This is a genomic window from Roseateles noduli (assembly GCF_050626985.1).
GTDB lineage: Bacteria > Pseudomonadota > Gammaproteobacteria > Burkholderiales > Burkholderiaceae_C > Roseateles > Roseateles noduli_A.
Window position 1 is genome coordinate 2459497 of the sequence record NZ_CP192463.1, and the last position, 16551, is coordinate 2476047.

The following is a 16551-nucleotide window of genomic DNA, read 5'->3' on the forward strand; positions in this document are numbered from 1 at the left end:
AGAACACCATGCGAGTTTTCCCCACGGCCCCCACCACCGGCCCCGATCCGTCGATCTATCCGCTGACGCTCTACTTCGACGGCGCCTGCCCGATCTGCAGCGGCGAGATGCACAACCTGATGCTGCGCAACACCGCCGGCCTGCTGCGCTTCGTGGACATCTCCGAGCCAGGCTTCTCGGCGTTTCCGCCGGGCACGGACATGCCCGCGCTGATGGACCTGATGCACGGTCTGCGCGCCGATGGCCGGCTCGCGATCGGTGCCGAGGCGATCCGGCTCGCCTACCGGGGCGCGCAGCTCGGATGGATCGCGCGGATCATGGACCTGCCCGTGCTGCGGACCGTGTGCGACCGCGCCTATCCGGTCGTCGCCCGCAACCGCTACCGGATTCCCCGGCCGATCGTGCGCATGGTCTTCGAGACCGGCCTGCGCCGCGCGGCGGAACGCCGCGCAGGACGCGCCGCGTGCCGCGACGACGCCTGCGAATACCACCCCCACCCGCATCCGCATCACGTGCGGCGCGACGACACCGGAGACGCGTCATGAACCCGACATCCATCCGATCGGTCCTGGTCTGCGGCGCGAGCGGCTTCGTCGGCCGCCGCATCGTGCGCGCGCTGCGCGAGGCGGGCCTGGCCGTCACCGAAGGGAACTCCCGCACGCAGGACTTCCAGCAAGACCTGTCCCCCGACCTCTGGCTGCCGCGCGTCACCGGCTTCGATGCCGTCGTCAACGCGGTCGGCCTGCTGCGCGACACGCCGCGCCGCCAGCTCGAACCGGTCCATCACCGGGCCCCCGCCGCGCTGTTCGAGGCTTGTGCCCGCGCGGGCGTGACGCGCGTGATCCAGATCTCCGCGAACGGCGTGGCGCACAGCCCCACGCGTTACGCGACGACCAAGCGCGCCGCGGACGAGGTGCTGCTGCGCCTGCGCGCCGAGGGCCGGCTCGACGGCATCGTGCTGCGCCCGAGCATCGTCTACGGCCGCGGCGGCGCGAGCGCCGCGCTGTTCATGAACCTGGCCCGACTGCCGGTGCTGGTGCTGCCGCGCGCGGCGGTCCAGGCCCAGGTGCAACCCGTCGCCGTGCCCGACGTCGCGCAGGCGGTACTGCGGCTGCTGCAGGACGGCGGGCCGGAGATCGTGACCGCCGTCGGCCCGCGGGCGCTGAGCCTGGCGGCCTTCATCGGCGAACTCCGGCGCCAGCGCGGACAGCAGCCGGCGCGCGTGATCCCGCTGCCCGACGCCCCCAGCCGCTGGAGCGCCCGCCTGGGCGACCACGTCACCAGCCAGCCGTGGAGCAGCGAGAGCCTGGCCCTGCTGGAGCAGGACAACGTCGGCGACGCCGCCGCGTTCGAGCGCGTGCTCGGCCGGCCGGCGGTCCCCGTCGAACGATTCATGGAGGCCGCATGGGCATCGGGCTTGTGAACTTCCGGCATCGCCGCACGCGCGTCGTCGCGCGGGCGGGACTGATCGCGCTGTGGCTCGCCACCGGCGCGGCCAGCCTGATCGAGCTCGACGGCCGCAGCCGCGACCTGATGGTCGCCGCGCAGACGCCCGAGGCCTGGATCGCGCCGGTCATCGTGGCGGGCGCGCTGGTGGACCTGCTGATCGGCGCGGCGATGTGGCGCTGGCATCGCCGCTGGGTGTACCGCCTGGCGGGCGGGATGATGCTGCTGATGACGGCGGTGGCCACGGTGATCCTGCCCTCGCTGTGGCTCGACCCGCTGGGCTGCCTGACCAAGAACCTGCCGGTGGCCATCCTGCTGCTGATCCTCGACGAGGACGCGCCCGCCTGAGACCGCCGACCCGCCGACCCGCCGCCCCGTCGACGGCGACACGTCGACCACGACCACGACCACGGCCACGGCCACGGCCACGACAGACAACATCGAACAACAAGACGCCCGGAGGAAAGTAGATGAACACCTACCTCGTGATCAAGTGGCTGCACATCGTGTCGAGCGTGCTGCTGGCGGGGACCGGCTTCGGCTCGGCCTTCTATCTGTTCTTCGCGAACCGCAGCGGCTCGCTGCCGGCGCAGGCCGTGGTGGCGCGGCTGGTCAAGCGCGCGGACCTCTGGTTCACGACACCGGCGGTGATCGTGCAGCCGCTCACCGGCGTGTGGCTGGCGATGACCGCCGGCTGGTCGCTCGACACGCCGTGGCTGGCGCTGTCGATCGCGCTGTACCTGCTCGCGGGTGCCTGCTGGCTGCCGGTGGTGTGGCTGCAGATCCGGCTGTCGCGGATGGCCGACGCGGCGCTCGCCAGCGGCCAGCCGCTGCCGGCCCTCTACTGGCGCTATGCCCGCTGGTGGGAAGGCCTGGGCTACCCGGCCTTCATCGCGGTGCTCGTCGTCTTCTACCTGATGGTGAACAAGCCCGCGCTGTGGGGCTGAACGGCCCGGCGCACCGGATCCGCCGGTCGCGCGCGGGATGAGCCCTGCTCGACGATCAAGGTGTCGCCGACCGCCTGCGACAGGCGCGGCAACGCGCCGCCGAAGTTCAGCGCGTACGACCTCCGTCACAATCCCGCCCCATGAGCTTCGAACCCACCGCGCTGCTGGACATGTCCAGCCCCGAGGCCAAGCGCGCCTCGTATGACACGCTGGTCGCCCAGACCCAGGCCCTGCTGCATGGCGAACGCGACTGGCTCGCCAACCTGGCGCAGTTCTCCGCGCTGGTCTTCAACGCCGTCCCGACGCTGAACTGGGCCGGCTTCTACCTCGTCAACGCGACGAACGACCAGGAGCTCGTGCTCGGCCCGTTCCAGGGCAAGGTCGCCTGCGTGCGCATCGCCTTCAGCCGCGGCGTCTGCGGCGCCTGCGCGCGGACGCGCGAGGTCCAGCTCGTCGAGGACGTGCACGCCTTCCCCGGTCACATCGCCTGCGACGCGGCCTCGCGTTCGGAACTGGTGCTGCCCATCGTCGCCGGCGGGAAGCTGCGCGGGGTCTTCGACCTCGACAGCCCCGAGCCCGCCCGCTTCGACGCGATCGACGCCGACGGCTTCCAGCGCGCGATCGCCGTTCTGGTCGACGGCACCGACTGGGCCTGACCCCGATGCGCACGCGCTCGACGCGCCCCCTGGTCCTGGCGCTGGGGCTGGCCGCCCTGTCCGTCCTGTCGATGCCGCTGTCCGCGGCGGAGCTCAAGCTCCGCGTGCTGGAGACCAGCGACATCCACATGAACCTGCTGAACTACGACTACTACCAGGACCGCCCGGCCCAGGAGTTCGGCCTGGCCAAGACGATCACGCTGATCCACCGCGCCCGCGCCGAGGCGCCCAACAGCCTGCTGTTCGACAACGGCGACCTGCTGCAGGGCAATCCGCTGGGCGACGTCGTCGCGCGCGTGAAGCCGCTGAAGGCCGGAGACATCCATCCCGCCTACAAGATCCTGAACCTGCTGGGCGTCGACGCCGGCAACCTCGGCAACCACGAGTTCAACTACGGCCTGCCGTTCCTGCGCCAGGCCATCGCCGGCGCCAGCTTCCCCTACCTGAACGCCAACGTGATGGAGGCCGACGGACGTCGTCATGCGTTCACGCCCAGCGTGATGCTCGAGCGCACGATGCGCGACGAGGCCGGCCAGGACCACGCGCTGAAGATCGGCGTCGTCGGCGTCACGCCGCCGCAGATCCTGGAGTGGGACCGCCAGAACCTCGCCGGCAAGGTGCGGGTGCGCGACATGGTCGACGCCGCCGCCGAGCAGGTGACGGACCTGCGCCGACGTGGCGCGGACCTGATCGTCGTCATCGCCCACACCGGCATCGACAAGACCGAGCTGCCCAAGCTGTCCGAGAACATGGCCGCCCAGCTCGCCCGCGTGAAGGGCGTGGACGCGCTCTTGCTGGGCCATGCGCATACCGAGTTCCCCGGCCCCGGCTTCGCCGGCTACCCGGGCGTGGACCTCGCGAAGGGCCAGCTCTACGGCACGCCCGCCGTGATGCCGGGCCGCTGGGGCGATCACCTCGGCATCGTCGACCTGACGTTGAAGCAGACGGACAGCAAGGACGCCAAGGGCGGCAAGAGCGGCAAGCGGTGGCAGGTCGTGGACAGCCAGTCCAGCCTGCGCCCGATCTTCGACCGCGCCACGCGCAAGCCGCTCGTCGACGCCGACCCGATGCCCGCGGTCGTGATCGCCGGCGAGCATCAGGCGACGCTCGACTACGTCCGCAGCCAGGTCGCGGTGGCGGACCAGCCGATCCAGAGCTACTTCTCGCAGGTGCTCGACGGCACGGCGGTGCGGCTGGTCGCGCAGGCGCAGCTGGCTTACGCGCTGAAGGCGGTCCAGGGCACGGCGCTGGAAAAGCTGCCGATGCTGAGCGCCGCCGCGCCCTTCAAGTCCGGTGGCCGCCAGGGCTGGACGCAGTACACCGACATCCCCGCCGGGCCGGTCGCCATCAAGCATGTGGCCGACCTCTACGTCTACCCGAACACGATCAAGGTCGTGAAGCTCAGCGGCGCCCAGGTGCGCGACTGGCTGGAGATGTCCGCCGGCCAGTTCCGCCGCATCGATCCGCAAGGGCCGGCGCGGCAGGACCTCGTGGACACGAGCTACCCGAGCTTCAACTTCGACATGATGCTGGGCCAGGACGGCGCCCTGCGCTACGAGCTCGACCTGACGCAGCCGGCGCGTTTCGACAAGGACGGCAAGCGGCTCGGCGACGGACAGCGCGTCGTGAACCTGACCTGGCGCGGCCAGCCGCTGGATGAGCGCGCGGACTTCCTCGTCGTCACGAACAACTACCGCGCCTATGGCGGCGGCCACTTCCCTGCGCTGGCGGCGGACAAGGTCGTCGTCGACGCGCCGGACGAGACGCGCGAGGCCCTGGCCCACTTCCTCGCGGCGCAGCCGTCGCTGAGCGCGGCGGTCGCGTCGTCGTCCTGGCGCATCCGGCCGGTCCCGGGCGTGGCGATGCAGTTCGTGTCCGGCAACGGGGCCGCGGCGCACCTGAAGGACACGCCCCAGGTGACCCGGGTCAAGGACAACGGCGACGGTTCGTCGCTGTTCGAACTGAAGCCATGAGCTGAGGCATGCGCTGAGGCCATGCGCTGAAGCCCTGACCGGGCGAAGGCAGCCGCCTCCGCCGCGTTCCGGAAACGACAACGGCCGCTCGAAGCGGCCGTTTGTCATTGAGGCGGGGACCTCCCTGCCGGGACGTTCAGACGTGGATGTCGAGCAGCGCGCCCTCGGCCCGGATCTGCGTCTGCAGCACCCGCAGGTTGCCGACGAAGGCGTAGGTCGCCGACTTCTGCTCGACGATGTCGGCCGCGAGGTCGGCGCCGGGTTCCGGCAGCTTTTCGACCTTGGTCGTGACGCCGTTGCCGTCCTCGGCCGTCTGGGCCTCGATCCGCTCGCGGCGGTAGCCCGGCGTGGCGGCATTGGCGACGTTGTTCGCGGACGCGCGCAGGCGCTCGTTGGCGGCGGACATGCCGGACAAGGCGGTCGACAGGCTGACGTTGGACATGGCGTTTTTCCCAGGATCCCGGTCTCAAGCGACCAGGCATCCCGCCGTCATCGGCACTTTCCAGCCGATCTTTAGAAAAGAAATGGGTTTCCGGCTCATTTTTCTGGATCGGATACGCCCGGGTTTCCCCTGAAAACGACGCCCAATGCGCCATCGAAGGGCAATTCGATCGCCAAACGCACGTCCGACCTACCCCGGATGGGGTGTTTGCAGCGCCGCACGGGCTGGCTACGTCGGACTGGCTCAGTGACTCCAGATAATGCGAAACATTCTTATCTGCGAATTCTTCTCATCGCCATGCCGTCTGCCGCTTTCCGACCCGCCCTCGCGCCGCTGGCGCTCGCCCTGACCGCCGCGTTGCAGGGTGGCGCGTTCGCCCAGTCGACGCCGCAAGCCCCTGAAACCGCGGCGTCTTCCGCAGCTGCAACGGCTGCCACGACGCAGTTGCAGAAGGTGGTCGTCGAGGCGAGCGCGGACGCCTCGCGCGGCGGCCTGATCAAGTCCTATGCCGGCGGCCAGGTGGCGCGCGGCGGCCGGGTCGGCCTGCTCGGCAACCAGGACCTCATGAACACGCCGTTCAGCACGACGGCCTACACCAACGAGCTGATCCAGAACACGCAGGCGCACAGCGTCGGCGACGTGCTGCTCAACGACCCGGGCGTGCGGGTCGCGCGGGGCTTCGGCAACTTCCAGGAGAGCTACTTCATCCGCGGCTTCATCCTGAACTCCGACAGCGTCGCCTACAACGGGCTGTACGGCCTGCTGCCGCGCCAGTACATCTCGGCCGAGCTCTTCGAGCGCGTCGAGGTGCTGCGCGGCGCCTCGGCCTTCCTCAACGGCGCGACGCCCAACAGCGACGCCATCGGCGGCTCGATCAACCTGCTGCCCAAGCGCGCGCCCAGCCTGCCGCTGACGCAGATGACGGTCGGCACGGCCAGCGGCGGGCAGACCATCCTGGCGGTGGACGTGGCGCGTCGCTTCGGTCCGGACAACGCGACGGGCGTGCGCGTCAACCTGGCCTCGCGCGCCGGCGACACCAGCGTGGACAAGGAAAGCGTCAACCTGGGCATGGCCTCGATCGGCCTGGACTGGCGCGCCCGCGACGTGCGCCTGTCCGCCGACGTCGGCTACCAGGACCACAAGCTCAAGCGCACCCGCACCAACGTCACGCTGGGCGCGACCGCCACCGCGGTGCCCAAGGCGCCCGACAGCGATTCCAACTGGGCGCAGCCGTGGACCTACTCCAACGAGCGCGACCTCTTCGGCACGCTGCGCGGCGAGGTCGATCTGGACCGATGGCTCGGCGAGGGATGGACCGCGTGGTTCGCCGCCGGCGCGCGCAGCAGCGACGAAGCCAATTCGCTCGCCAACCTGACCCTGACCAACAGCGCCACCGGCGCGGGCACGACCTCCCGCTTCGACAACACGCGCGAGGATCGCGTCCGCACCGGCGAGGTCGGCGTGCGGGGCTTGCTGACCACGGGGCCGGTGAGGCACGAGCTGGTGGCCTCGGTGAATGCCTTCCGGCTGGACAAGCGCGCCGCCTTCGGCGTGTCCACGACGAGCACGCAAGTGCGGCTGATCCCGACGAATCTGTACGACGGCGGCGCGGCGCCGCTGCCGACGCTGCTCTCCGTCAGCAACCAGCTGGACGATCCGGCGACGACCGGCATGACGCGTCTGCGCAGCGCGGCGCTCGCGGACACGCTGGTGATGCTCGACGACACCCTGCGCCTGACGCTCGGCCTGCGCTACCAGTCCATGGACATCCGCAGCTATGCGTACAACACCGGCGCGCCGGCGGCGCCGTATGACCTCAGCCGCACCAGCCCGATGGCGGGCGTCGTGTTCAAGCTCGGCAAGTCGCTGTCGGCCTACGCCAACTACATCGAGGGGCTGACGCAGGGCGACACGGCCGGCGTGTCGGCCGGCCCATCGCTGCAGGGCACGATGCTGCCGCCCTATCAATCGAAGCAGAAGGAAGTCGGCCTGAAGTTCGATGCCGGCCGCATCGGCGGCGGTGTCGCGTTCTTCTCGACGGCCAAGCCGCGGTCCGTGGTGGTCACGAACGTGAGCTTCACCGCCGAAGGTGAAGACCGTCACCAGGGCATCGAGTTGACCGCCTTCGGCGAACCGATGCCCGGCCTGAAACTGCTGGGTGGGTTGACCTGGCTGGATGCCGAGCAGAAGCGCACCGGCGCCGCGACGACCGACGGCAAGCGCGTGATCGGCGTGCCGCGCGCGATGCTGAACCTGGGCACCGAGTGGAACGTGCCCGGCGTGCAGGGCTTGTCGCTGGATGCGCGGGTGATCGCCACCAGCAGCATGTACGCCAATGCGACCAACACCTTGAGCGTGCCGGGCTGGGGTCGCGTGGACCTCGGCGCGCGGTATGCGATGGACGTCCGCGGCCACCTGGTCACGCTGCGGGCCCGCGTCGACAACGTGGCGGACCGCAACTACTGGGCGTCCTCGGGCGGCTTCCCGGGCAGCGGCTACCTGGTACTGGGCACGCCGCGCACGGTCAGCGTGAACGCCTCGTTCGAGTACTGAGCCAGGACGCCCCCACGCAGGCCACGAGCCCTCTCACGAGGGCAGCGACGCCGCTGGGCCCGGAACAGGGCGTGAGGGTCCTGGAGGGAGCCCTCATGCCCTGTGATGGGCCGCGCCTGGCGTTGCGAAGTCCGGGGGCCTCCAGCGACGAGCGAGCCTCAAGCCCCCGCCAGCTCCTCGTAGCTCCCGCTCGAGATGAAAACGCGGACCGAATCCCCGCCGGCCGCCTTGGCTTCGGCGCAGGCCAACTGCCCGGCGCCGAGCACCGCATCCACGGTATCGAGCGACGGCTGCAGCTGCACCACGCCCAGGCTGGCCTTCACGCGCGCCCGGTGCAGGCCCCAGCGCAGGCGATAGCCGGCGATGGACGAGCGGATCTTCTCCGCGACGATCTGGGCGTAATGCTGGTCGCAGTCCGGCAGCAGCACGACGAAGTGGTCGTTCTCCAGCCGCGCGACGGTGTCGGAGGCCCGCACCTTGGTGATCAGCATCTGCCCGAGCCCGTACAGGAAATGGTCGGCGACTTCCGCCCCCATGCCTTGCAGGATCTCGCTGAACTTGTCGATGTCGACGAACAGCACCGACACCGGCTCATGCCGGCGGCTGCCGACGTGTTCGGCCAGACGGCGTTCCATCTCGCGGCGGTTGGAGAGTTCGGTGACCTCGTCGTGCTTGGCGGACCAGGTTGGCTGCAGCCGCTGCTGGCGGGCGGCGGTGACGTCGTCGAGGATCCACATCGCCTCGCCCGCCGGCTGTTCCCAGTGCACGGGCGTTGCCTGCAGCCGGCCCCAGAAGCGAGAGCCGTCGCGGCGGACGAATTCCACTTCCTCGTCCAGCGGCCGTCCCGCGCCGAAGGCGGAGCCCATGCGGGCCTGCAGCGCCTGGTGCGCCGAGTCCGACACCACTGACGCGCGCTGGTCGGTGCCTGTCAGGTCGGTCTCGTCGCCGTGGCCGAACAGGTGGTTGAAGTGCTCGCTGACCACCTCGAAGCGGCCGGCGGCCACGAAGGCCACGGCCAGCGGCGCCCGCACCATCATCGCCCGCATGCGGGCGGCGGTCGGGTCGGCGGCGTCGTGTTGGGATTGCATGTCGTCTCCTGGCGTATGCCGAAGGTGTACCCGTTTTACCCGGTCCTGGAAACCCCGGAAGGCCCCCGTTCCAATGCCGCCGTGGTGCCGCCGCAGTGCCGCCGCAGTGACTCCGCGGTGCCGCCACGGTGTGCCGCCGCGGAGCCGCCGCCCTGAGGCGACCCCGGTTTGGGATGCACCGTTAGGCGCAAACCACAGCCATAGCCCAGCTATGGCGAGGATTTGCAACGACACGGGGCGCCCAAAGCGGGGTTGCCTCAGGGTGGCGGCGGGGCGATGTGCTCGGCCCAGTCGTACAACGCTGAAAGGATTTCCCCGGCGCGCTCGTCCTCCGACTCTTCGGCCGTCTGGGCCAGTGTGTCGATGCGTTCGAAGAAGGCTTCCAGCGTCTGTGCCCCGCCCTCGCCCAGGTGCAGCCGGGTGGCCCGGTGGTGCTCCCAGCGGGCCTGTTCGTCCGCGGTCAGGCTGTCCGGGAAGTTGCGCGCGCGGTAGCGGAACAGGATCTCTTCCAGCCGGGCGTCCTCGAAGGCGACCTTGCCCTGCGCGACGCGGTCGGCCAGCGCCTCGGGCGACAGCCCGCGCAGGCGCTCCAGCGAGCGGCGGTCGTCGTTCGAGACGAAACCACCATACAAATCCTCGTCGACATCGACAGCCCCCTCGCCCGCCGGGCGCTGGAACACCTGCGGCCACAGCCGCGAGAGCTCCCCGCCACGCGTCGCCAGCGTCTGCGCGTGCGTCTGCCCCTGCGCGAGGTCCAAACCCCAGCGCGCGGCCATCTCCGGCGACAGGATCTTCATCGACGAGATCACGATCGGCGACTTGTTGACGTGGATCGTCTTGATCGGCAGCCGCATCACGCCCTCGGGCAGCAGTTCCTGCTTCGTGTACATCCGCAACCGGATCGCCTCGGCGTCCAGCGCCAGCAATTCGGCCGGATCGCTGCCCAGGTCCCAGACGATCAGCTCGTTCTTGTTGGTCGGATGCGGCGCCAGCGGCCAGACCAGCGCGATGCAGCCGCGCTCCGTGCCGTACATGCCCGACACGTGGAGGAAGGGCCGGTTCGTGCCGATCTCGGCCCAGACGGCGTCCTTGCGGCGCAGCTTCAGGCAGAAGTCCCACAGCCGGGGCTGCTTCTGCTTGATCAGGCGGGCCAGCGCGATCGTGGCGCGCACGTCGGACAGCGCATCGTGCGCCGCCTCGTGGGCCAGGCCGTTGGCGGCGGTCAGGTGCTCCAGCTTGAAGGACGGGCGGCCGTCCTCGTGCTTCGGCCACTCGATGCCTTCCGGCCGCAGCGCGTAGGCGCAGCGCACGACGTCCAGCAGGTCCCAGCGGCCGCAGTCGTTCTGCCATTCACGACCATAGGGATCGATCAGGTTGCGCCAGAACAGGAAGCGCGTGACCTCGTCGTCGAAGCGGATCGTGTTGTAGCCCAGCCCGACGGTCCCCGGGCGCGACAGCTCGGCATGGATGTCGGCGGCGAAGCGGTGTTCGGCCAGGCCCTGCTCGGCGCAGGTCTGCGGAAGGATGCCGGTCAGCAGGCAGGACTCCGGATCGGGCAGCGAGTCCGTCGGCGGCTGGCAATAGACCATCAGCGGATCGCCGATCTCGTTCAGGTCCGCATCGGTGCGGATGCCGGCGAACTGCGCCGGCCGGTCGCGGCGCGGCACGCGTCCGAAGGTCTCGTAGTCGTGCCAGTAGAAAGTCATCTCATGCATGGGGCGGGACGATACCTCAGCGGGGCGGCGATGCCGGGCACCGGGGCGGTCACCAGGGCGGGCGACCGGAGGGCGACGGGAGCGGCGACAGGGCGCGCAACGGGCGTGTGCGACGCGCCTGGAGAGGACGCCGCTCCGCTTCGCGGATACTGCGGCGCCATTGCCCCATGACAACCCGGACCCCGATGCCGCTCAGCCACCTGCTCCTGTGCCTGTCGATTGCCGCCACGCTGCTGCCGGTGCGCGCGCCCTGGCCCTGGCTGTCCCTGCTGATCATGGCGGTCACCGCCGGGCTGGTGAACGGGCAGCTCACGGTCGCCGCGATGGTGCCGGTGGCCGCTCTGGCGTCGCTCGCCTGGATGGCGATCGAGGCCCGCCACCGCCCGCGCCGCGAGGCGACGCTGATGCTGCTGATGCTGGTGATTGGCCTCGCGCTGGCGCTGCACCTGCTGCCGGGGTTCCTGAATCCGACCTACCTGGCGACGACCTCCGACGCCCGGCCGCCGTCGCTCAAGTACCTGAACTTCGACAAGGGCGTCGCCGGCATGCTGATCCTGGCGGTGCTGGCCTCGCAGCAGCGCAAGCGGTCGGAAGGCGTCGCGCTGGCGCCCTCGCCGGGCCTGCCGCGCTGGGCGCTGGGGGCGGTCCTCGCCGCGACGCTCGCGCTGCCCTGGCTGCTGGCGGTGGTCGGCGGCCTCGGCCAGCCGACGCTGCGCTGGCCGGACAACGCCGGCCTGTACCTGGCCGCCAACCTGTTCCTGACCTGCGTCGCCGAGGAAGCGGCGTTCCGCGGCGTCATCCAGGGCCTGCTGGCGCGCAGGCTGGGCACCGACCTGCGCACGATGAACGGCTGGCTGCCGGTGCTGCTGGCCGCCCTGCTGTTCGGCCTGGCCCATGCGGCGGGCGGCACCGCCTACGTGGCGCTGGCGATGCTGGCCGGACTGGGCTACGGCCTGGCCTACGCGCTGAGCGGCCGCATCGAACTCGCCATCCTTCTGCACTTCGCGCTCAACGCGCTGGTCTTCCTGACCTTGAACCTCGGGCACGGTTGATGCCCTGCCCGCCGATTCCCATCACTGTGCGTCGGCCGTGTGTCTTCTGTGTACGGATTGTTGCCGTGCGCAGCGAAGCCGGGACAGCCCCGGATGTCTGACGATAATCCGCCGACCTGAACTCGTGCGCCCCGCATGCAGCAGATCGCTCAATTCGCCCGCACCGTCGTCCGCTCCCTGACCGGTTTCTTCCTGGCGCTCTGGCGCCGTACCGCGCCGATCCGGGACTCGCTGCGTGAACTGCCCACGTGGAAGCGCATCGCCGTCTGGTCCGGCGCCGGCGTGCTGGCCCTGGCGCTGCTGGTCGCCGGCGCGGCCGCGGTGGTCTGGCCGGGCCTGCCCGACCTGGACCGCCTGACCGACTACAACCCCAAGCAGCCCTTGCGCGTCTACACCGAGGACGGCCAGCTGCTGGCCGAGTTCGGCGCGGAACGGCGCAGCTACCTGCCGCTGGACAAGATCCCCAAGCAGATGCAGCAGGCGCTGCTCGCGGTGGAGGACGCCAACTTCTACGACCACCAGGGCGTGTCCTTCACCGGCATCTTCCGCGCGGCGATCGCCAACCTGTTCTCGTCGCGCAGCCAGGGCGCGTCGACGATCACGCAGCAGCTCGCGCGTGACCTGTACCTGACGAAGAAGAAGCTCTACACCCGCAAGTTCGTCGAGATCCTGCTGGCCTTCAAGATCGAGAGCCAGTTGTCCAAGGACAAGATCCTCGAGGTCTACATGAACCAGATCTATCTGGGTCAGCGGGCCTACGGCTTCGAGGCGGCGGCGCAGGCCTACTTCGGCAAGTCGCTCAAGGACCTGTCGACGGCGGAGACGGCGATGCTGGCGGGCCTGCCGCAGAACCCGTACTACGCTAACCCGATCATGAACCTGCCCCGCGCGCAGCGCCGCCAGGCGGTGGTGCTGCAGCGGATGGTGGACGTCGGGATGATCACGCCGGAGCAGGCCCAGCACGCGCGCGACGAGCCGATCAAGCTGCGCACCGCGCAGGACCAGCGCCTGCCCTACGGCCAGTACGCGGCGGAGATGGTCCGCCAGGTGGTGCACGCGCAATACGGCGACGAGGCCTACAGCCGCGGCCTGCGCGTGACGACGACGCTGCGCATGGACGACCAGGTCGCCGCGTACAAGGCGCTGCGCCGCACGCTGATGGACTACGAGCGCCGCAAGGCCTGGCGCGGTCCGGAGGGCGACGTCGACCTGCCCGACGGCATGGACGCGCAGGACCAGGACGCGGCGATCGCGCAGGCGCTCAACGAGCACCAGGACAACGACGACCTGCGCGCCGCGGTCGTCACGCAGGTCGCGAACAACAAGCTCCAGGCAAGCCTCTCCGACGGCGACGACATCGAGATCAAGGGCGAAGGCCTGCGCTCGGTGCAGTCGGCCCTGTCGGCCAAGGCCAAGCCCGACCTGCGCATCCAGCGCGGCTCCATCATCCGCGTGCTGCGCGGCGCGCCGACCAAGGAGTTCCCCAAGGGCGCGTGGGCGGTGACGCAGTCGCCGGAGGCCGAGGGCGCGCTGGTGTCGGTCGAGCCCGACAGCGGCAAGATCCTGGCGCTGGTGGGCGGTTTCGACTTCAACCGCAACCAGTTCAACCACGCGACGCAGGCGTGGCGGCAGCCGGGCTCGAGCTTCAAGCCCTTCATCTACTCCGGCGCGATGGAAGTCGGCGCGAGCCCCGCGACGCTGGTGGACGACGCGCCGATCTCGGTCGGCGACTGGAATCCGCGCAACTCCGACGGCAACTTCGACGGCCCGATGACGCTGCGCCAGGCACTGGCCAAGTCCAAGAACATGGTCACGATCCGGGTGCTGGAGCAGCTCACGCCGGCGCGCGGGCGCGCCTGGGCCGCCAAGTTCGGCGTCGACCTCGAGAAGCAGCCGGAGAACCTGACGCTGGCGCTGGGTTCGGGCTCGGTGACGCCGCTGCAGATGGCGAGCGCCTATTCGGTCTTCGCCAACGGCGGCTACCTGCTCAAGCCGCTGCTGGTGACGAAGATCGTGGATGCGCAGAACCAGGTGCTGTTCCAGGCGGAGCCGGAGAAGCTCACCGACGACCGCCGCGCCATCAGCGAGCGCAACGCGTTCATCACCGGCTCGCTGCTGCGCGAGGTGGCGATCCGCGGCACGGCCTACAAGGCGAGCGCCTCGCTCAAGCGCTACGACCTCTACGGCAAGACCGGCACGACGAACGACGCGGTCGACGCCTGGTTCGCGGGCTTCCAGCGCCGCGTGGCGACGGTGGTCTGGATCGGCTACGACCAGCCGCGCAGCCTGGGCGCGGGCGAATCCGGCGGCGGCATCGCGCTGCCGGCGTGGATCGACTACATGCAGGTCGCGCTGAAGGACATCAAGCCCTCCGAGATCGAGCCGCCGAAGGACGGCGGTCTGGTGCAGGAGGAAGGTCCGTTCGGTCCCGACTGGGTCTTCAGCGAGTATGCGGGCGACGCGGGCCTGAAGACGATCGGGCCGATGCCGCCGCCGCTGCCGGCATCGGACGCGGCCTCGGGGCCTGCGACGGGCGCCTCGGGCGTGCCGCCGTCCTGGTGGATGGGCGGCGATCGCAGCGGCGGACAGTGACCGGATCGATCGCTGCGGCCACTGAGGCCGTCGGGACCACTCAGGTCACCACGACGGCCGTGACGGCCCCGTGACGGTCATGACGCCAAGCACCGCGAACTGACGCGGAGGGAGTTAGCGATGAAGAACGGGACGTTTTCCGGAGGCGCGCTGGCGGGTCTCCTCTTCACCACGCTCGCCGCGCTTGCCGCGTTCGCGGGACCTGCCCGCGCGGCGGATGCCGACGACGCCATCGAACCGGACCAGCCGGGCATCGTCGAGTCGAGCAGCACCGTCGGCAAGGGCCGCGCGCTGCTGGAGACGGGCCTCGGATACCAGCGCGACAAGAGCGACGGCGTGCGCAGCCGGCTGTGGTCGACGCCGACGCTGCTGCGTTTCGGTTTTGCCGAGGACTGGGAGTTCCGCATCGAGACCGACGGCTACCAGCGCCTGCGCGCGTCCGACGGCAGCGGCACCGCCAAGGTGAGCGGCTGGGCCGACACGGCGCTCGGCGTGAAGTGGCACGTGCAGGACGGCGACGCCGAGCGCAGCAAGCCGGGGCTCGCGTGGCTGTTCAACGTGGACATGGACAGCGGCTCGTCCGCGTTCCGGGGTCAGGGCTTGCGCCCGTCGCTGCGGCTGACGTCGGAATGGGACCTGCCGCATGACTGGTCGGCCGGCCTCATCGGCGGGCTGTACCGCGACAGCCGCGACGACGGCAAGCACTTCGTCGGCGGCATCCTCGGCGCGTCGCTGGGGTGGCCCATCGCGGAGGCCTGGAAGGGCTACGTCGAAGTCGCGGGCGACCAGCTCGCGTCCAACCGCAATGGCGGGCGGAGCATCTCGGCGGGCACCGGCGTGACCTGGCTGGTCGACCGCCGCCTGCAGCTCGACGCATCGATCAACCGCGGTCTGACGAAGCAGACGGCGGATTGGGTGCTGGGCGTCGGTGTGTCGATCGGGTTCTGATCGTCCGTTAGCCACGGGCCATTTCATGTGAGCCACGGGCTCATTCCCGTCGACGCCGAGATGACGTACAAAGCCGGCTGTCCTGACAGCATCGCCTGAACCCCATGCGCCTCGCTCTCCGAATCGCCGCCCTGTCGCTGGTGATCAGCGCCCTGCCCTCGGCCTGGGCTGATCCCGCGAGCGGCACCTTCACCGCCTCGCGCGCCTGCGACGCCTTCCAGTCCTTCAGAAAGAGCACCAACCCCGACGGCGCGAAGTTGTCGCCGGGCACGGGCTACACGATCCTGGAGTCGCACAACGCGGGCTGGACGCGGGTGCAGGTGCCCGGCGCGCGACCGCCGGAGCGCTGGGTGCAGAACGACTGCGGCGCGGCCGCGGGCGGAGGCGCCCCGTCGACATCGACCGCGACATCTCCCGGTGCCCGCGCGCCGTCGGGCGACACCGCCGCGGCGAACTCCGGTCAGGGCATGTGCAAGACGCCGGATCAATACGACAGCTTCGTGCTGGCGATGTCGTGGCAGCCCGGCTTCTGCGAATGGACGGCGGGCGGCCGGCGCGGCAAGCCTGAATGCGAGGCGATGGAAGACGGCAAGCTCAAGGTCACCAACCTGACGCTGCACGGCCTGTGGCCCAACCGGCAGCAATGCGGGATCAGCTACGGCGACTGCAGCAATGCGCCGATGAACCTCTCGAAGGAGACGGTGTCGTACATCGGACCGTGGATGCCGAACTTCCTCTACGAGAAGGGTTTCGGCGAGCACGAGTGGCGCAAGCACGGCACCTGCCAGACGACGCTGAATCCCGACGCCTACTTCCGCCGCGCGGTGGACCTGGTGAAGCAGTTCAACGATTCGGGCGTTGGCAAGTACATCCGTCAGAACATCGGCGGAGCGATCTCGCGCAACACCTTCTACGAGAAGCTGAAGGCGGAGACCGGCAGCGATGCGTACCGCGACAGCGTGAAGCTGATGTGCTCGGGGCAGTACCTCACCGAGATCCAGGTGAAGCTGCCGAGGGACTACAAGGCCGGCGGAACACTGAAGGAGCTGCTGGGCGATCAGCCCAGCGGCAGCGGCGGCGGGACCTGCCGCCGGGATGAGATCCGGATCGAGGCGAGCGGGCGCTGAACGCGGCGAAGC

14 protein-coding genes are annotated in these 16551 nt (G+C 70.1%); 11 read left to right on the forward strand and 3 right to left on the reverse strand.

The annotated features are described in order from the left end of the window. Positions 1-8: 8 nt before the first annotated feature. The 6 genes from ACQ4L4_RS10755 to ACQ4L4_RS10780 all read left to right on the forward strand — a co-directional run bounded on the left by ACQ4L4_RS10755 (position 9) and on the right by ACQ4L4_RS10780 (position 5022). On the forward strand, positions 9-545 hold the full coding sequence (locus ACQ4L4_RS10755) for a thiol-disulfide oxidoreductase DCC family protein (protein WP_431104218.1): 537 nt from the start codon (positions 9-11) through the stop codon (positions 543-545). Beyond that, positions 542-1423, forward strand: a complete 882-nt coding sequence (locus ACQ4L4_RS10760) for an NAD-dependent epimerase/dehydratase family protein (protein ID WP_431104219.1) — start codon at positions 542-544, stop codon at positions 1421-1423. Before ACQ4L4_RS10755 ends, ACQ4L4_RS10760 begins: the two co-directional genes overlap by 4 nt. Further along, the gene (locus tag ACQ4L4_RS10765; protein ID WP_431104220.1) at positions 1405-1794 is read left to right on the forward strand and encodes a DoxX-like family protein; all 390 of its coding nucleotides are present in this window, start codon (positions 1405-1407) and stop codon (positions 1792-1794) included. Before ACQ4L4_RS10760 ends, ACQ4L4_RS10765 begins: the two co-directional genes overlap by 19 nt. A gap of 122 nt (positions 1795-1916) precedes the next feature. Further along, the gene (locus tag ACQ4L4_RS10770; RefSeq protein WP_431104221.1) at positions 1917-2393 is read left to right on the forward strand and encodes a DUF2269 family protein; all 477 of its coding nucleotides are present in this window, start codon (positions 1917-1919) and stop codon (positions 2391-2393) included. A gap of 140 nt (positions 2394-2533) precedes the next feature. Beyond that, a complete protein-coding gene (locus ACQ4L4_RS10775) occupies positions 2534-3049 on the forward strand; it encodes a GAF domain-containing protein (protein ID WP_377153995.1) in 516 nt (171 codons plus the stop codon). 5 nt (positions 3050-3054) lie between these two features. Continuing rightward, on the forward strand, positions 3055-5022 hold the full coding sequence (locus ACQ4L4_RS10780) for a bifunctional 2',3'-cyclic-nucleotide 2'-phosphodiesterase/3'-nucleotidase (protein WP_431104222.1): 1968 nt from the start codon (positions 3055-3057) through the stop codon (positions 5020-5022). Positions 5023-5158: 136 nt separating this feature from the next. On the opposite strand, the gene ACQ4L4_RS10785 is transcribed toward ACQ4L4_RS10780, so the two are convergent. Next, on the reverse strand, positions 5159-5464 hold the full coding sequence (locus tag ACQ4L4_RS10785) for a flagellar basal body protein (protein WP_331614553.1): 306 nt from the start codon (positions 5462-5464) through the stop codon (positions 5159-5161). Between the two features lie 297 nt (positions 5465-5761). Between ACQ4L4_RS10785 and ACQ4L4_RS10790 the strand changes: the two genes are divergently transcribed. Continuing rightward, positions 5762-8017: a TonB-dependent receptor gene (locus ACQ4L4_RS10790; RefSeq protein ID WP_431104223.1), complete on the forward strand. Its 2256-nt coding sequence runs from the start codon at positions 5762-5764 to the stop codon at positions 8015-8017. 158 nt (positions 8018-8175) lie between these two features. On the opposite strand, the gene ACQ4L4_RS10795 is transcribed toward ACQ4L4_RS10790, so the two are convergent. Both ACQ4L4_RS10795 and sbcB read right to left on the reverse strand, forming a co-directional pair. After that, the gene (locus tag ACQ4L4_RS10795; protein ID WP_431104224.1) at positions 8176-9105 is read right to left on the reverse strand and encodes a GGDEF domain-containing protein; all 930 of its coding nucleotides are present in this window, start codon (positions 9103-9105) and stop codon (positions 8176-8178) included. 257 nt (positions 9106-9362) lie between these two features. Beyond that, the gene (gene sbcB, locus ACQ4L4_RS10800; protein WP_431104225.1) at positions 9363-10820 is read right to left on the reverse strand and encodes an exodeoxyribonuclease I; all 1458 of its coding nucleotides are present in this window, start codon (positions 10818-10820) and stop codon (positions 9363-9365) included. 167 nt (positions 10821-10987) lie between these two features. Between sbcB and ACQ4L4_RS10805 the strand changes: the two genes are divergently transcribed. The 4 genes from ACQ4L4_RS10805 to ACQ4L4_RS10820 all read left to right on the forward strand — a co-directional run bounded on the left by ACQ4L4_RS10805 (position 10988) and on the right by ACQ4L4_RS10820 (position 16539). Further along, positions 10988-11872 (forward strand): lysostaphin resistance A-like protein, encoded by an 885-nt coding sequence (locus tag ACQ4L4_RS10805; RefSeq protein ID WP_431104227.1) that lies wholly within the window; start codon positions 10988-10990, stop codon positions 11870-11872. A 135-nt stretch (positions 11873-12007) separates the two neighbouring features. Then, positions 12008-14464, forward strand: a complete 2457-nt coding sequence (locus ACQ4L4_RS10810; RefSeq protein ID WP_431104228.1) for a penicillin-binding protein 1A — start codon at positions 12008-12010, stop codon at positions 14462-14464. Positions 14465-14584: 120 nt separating this feature from the next. Next, complete coding sequence (locus tag ACQ4L4_RS10815; RefSeq protein WP_431104230.1) at positions 14585-15412, forward strand: transporter; 828 nt, start codon at positions 14585-14587, stop codon at positions 15410-15412. A 104-nt stretch (positions 15413-15516) separates the two neighbouring features. Further along, on the forward strand, positions 15517-16539 hold the full coding sequence (locus ACQ4L4_RS10820; RefSeq protein ID WP_431104231.1) for a ribonuclease T2 family protein: 1023 nt from the start codon (positions 15517-15519) through the stop codon (positions 16537-16539). Positions 16540-16551 lie beyond the last annotated feature (12 nt).

What these genes read in the sequence shown, in the direction of transcription:
- ACQ4L4_RS10805 (WP_431104227.1), top strand. Translation starts at nt 10,988, where the DNA reads ATGACAACCCGGACCCCGATGCCGCTCAGCCACCTGCTCCTGTGCCTG.
- ACQ4L4_RS10810 (WP_431104228.1), top strand. Translation starts at nt 12,008, where the DNA reads ATGCAGCAGATCGCTCAATTCGCCCGCACCGTCGTCCGCTCCCTGACC.
- ACQ4L4_RS10820 (WP_431104231.1), top strand. Translation starts at nt 15,517, where the DNA reads ATGCGCCTCGCTCTCCGAATCGCCGCCCTGTCGCTGGTGATCAGCGCC.
- ACQ4L4_RS10785 (WP_331614553.1), bottom strand. Translation starts at nt 5,464, where the DNA reads ATGTCCAACGTCAGCCTGTCGACCGCCTTGTCCGGCATGTCCGCCGCC.
- ACQ4L4_RS10765 (WP_431104220.1), top strand. Translation starts at nt 1,405, where the DNA reads ATGGGCATCGGGCTTGTGAACTTCCGGCATCGCCGCACGCGCGTCGTC.
- ACQ4L4_RS10780 (WP_431104222.1), top strand. Translation starts at nt 3,055, where the DNA reads ATGCGCACGCGCTCGACGCGCCCCCTGGTCCTGGCGCTGGGGCTGGCC.
- ACQ4L4_RS10760 (WP_431104219.1), top strand. Translation starts at nt 542, where the DNA reads ATGAACCCGACATCCATCCGATCGGTCCTGGTCTGCGGCGCGAGCGGC.
- ACQ4L4_RS10795 (WP_431104224.1), bottom strand. Translation starts at nt 9,105, where the DNA reads ATGCAATCCCAACACGACGCCGCCGACCCGACCGCCGCCCGCATGCGG.
- sbcB (WP_431104225.1), bottom strand. Translation starts at nt 10,820, where the DNA reads ATGCATGAGATGACTTTCTACTGGCACGACTACGAGACCTTCGGACGC.
- ACQ4L4_RS10755 (WP_431104218.1), top strand. Translation starts at nt 9, where the DNA reads ATGCGAGTTTTCCCCACGGCCCCCACCACCGGCCCCGATCCGTCGATC.
- ACQ4L4_RS10775 (WP_377153995.1), top strand. Translation starts at nt 2,534, where the DNA reads ATGAGCTTCGAACCCACCGCGCTGCTGGACATGTCCAGCCCCGAGGCC.
- ACQ4L4_RS10815 (WP_431104230.1), top strand. Translation starts at nt 14,585, where the DNA reads ATGAAGAACGGGACGTTTTCCGGAGGCGCGCTGGCGGGTCTCCTCTTC.
- ACQ4L4_RS10790 (WP_431104223.1), top strand. Translation starts at nt 5,762, where the DNA reads ATGCCGTCTGCCGCTTTCCGACCCGCCCTCGCGCCGCTGGCGCTCGCC.
- ACQ4L4_RS10770 (WP_431104221.1), top strand. Translation starts at nt 1,917, where the DNA reads ATGAACACCTACCTCGTGATCAAGTGGCTGCACATCGTGTCGAGCGTG.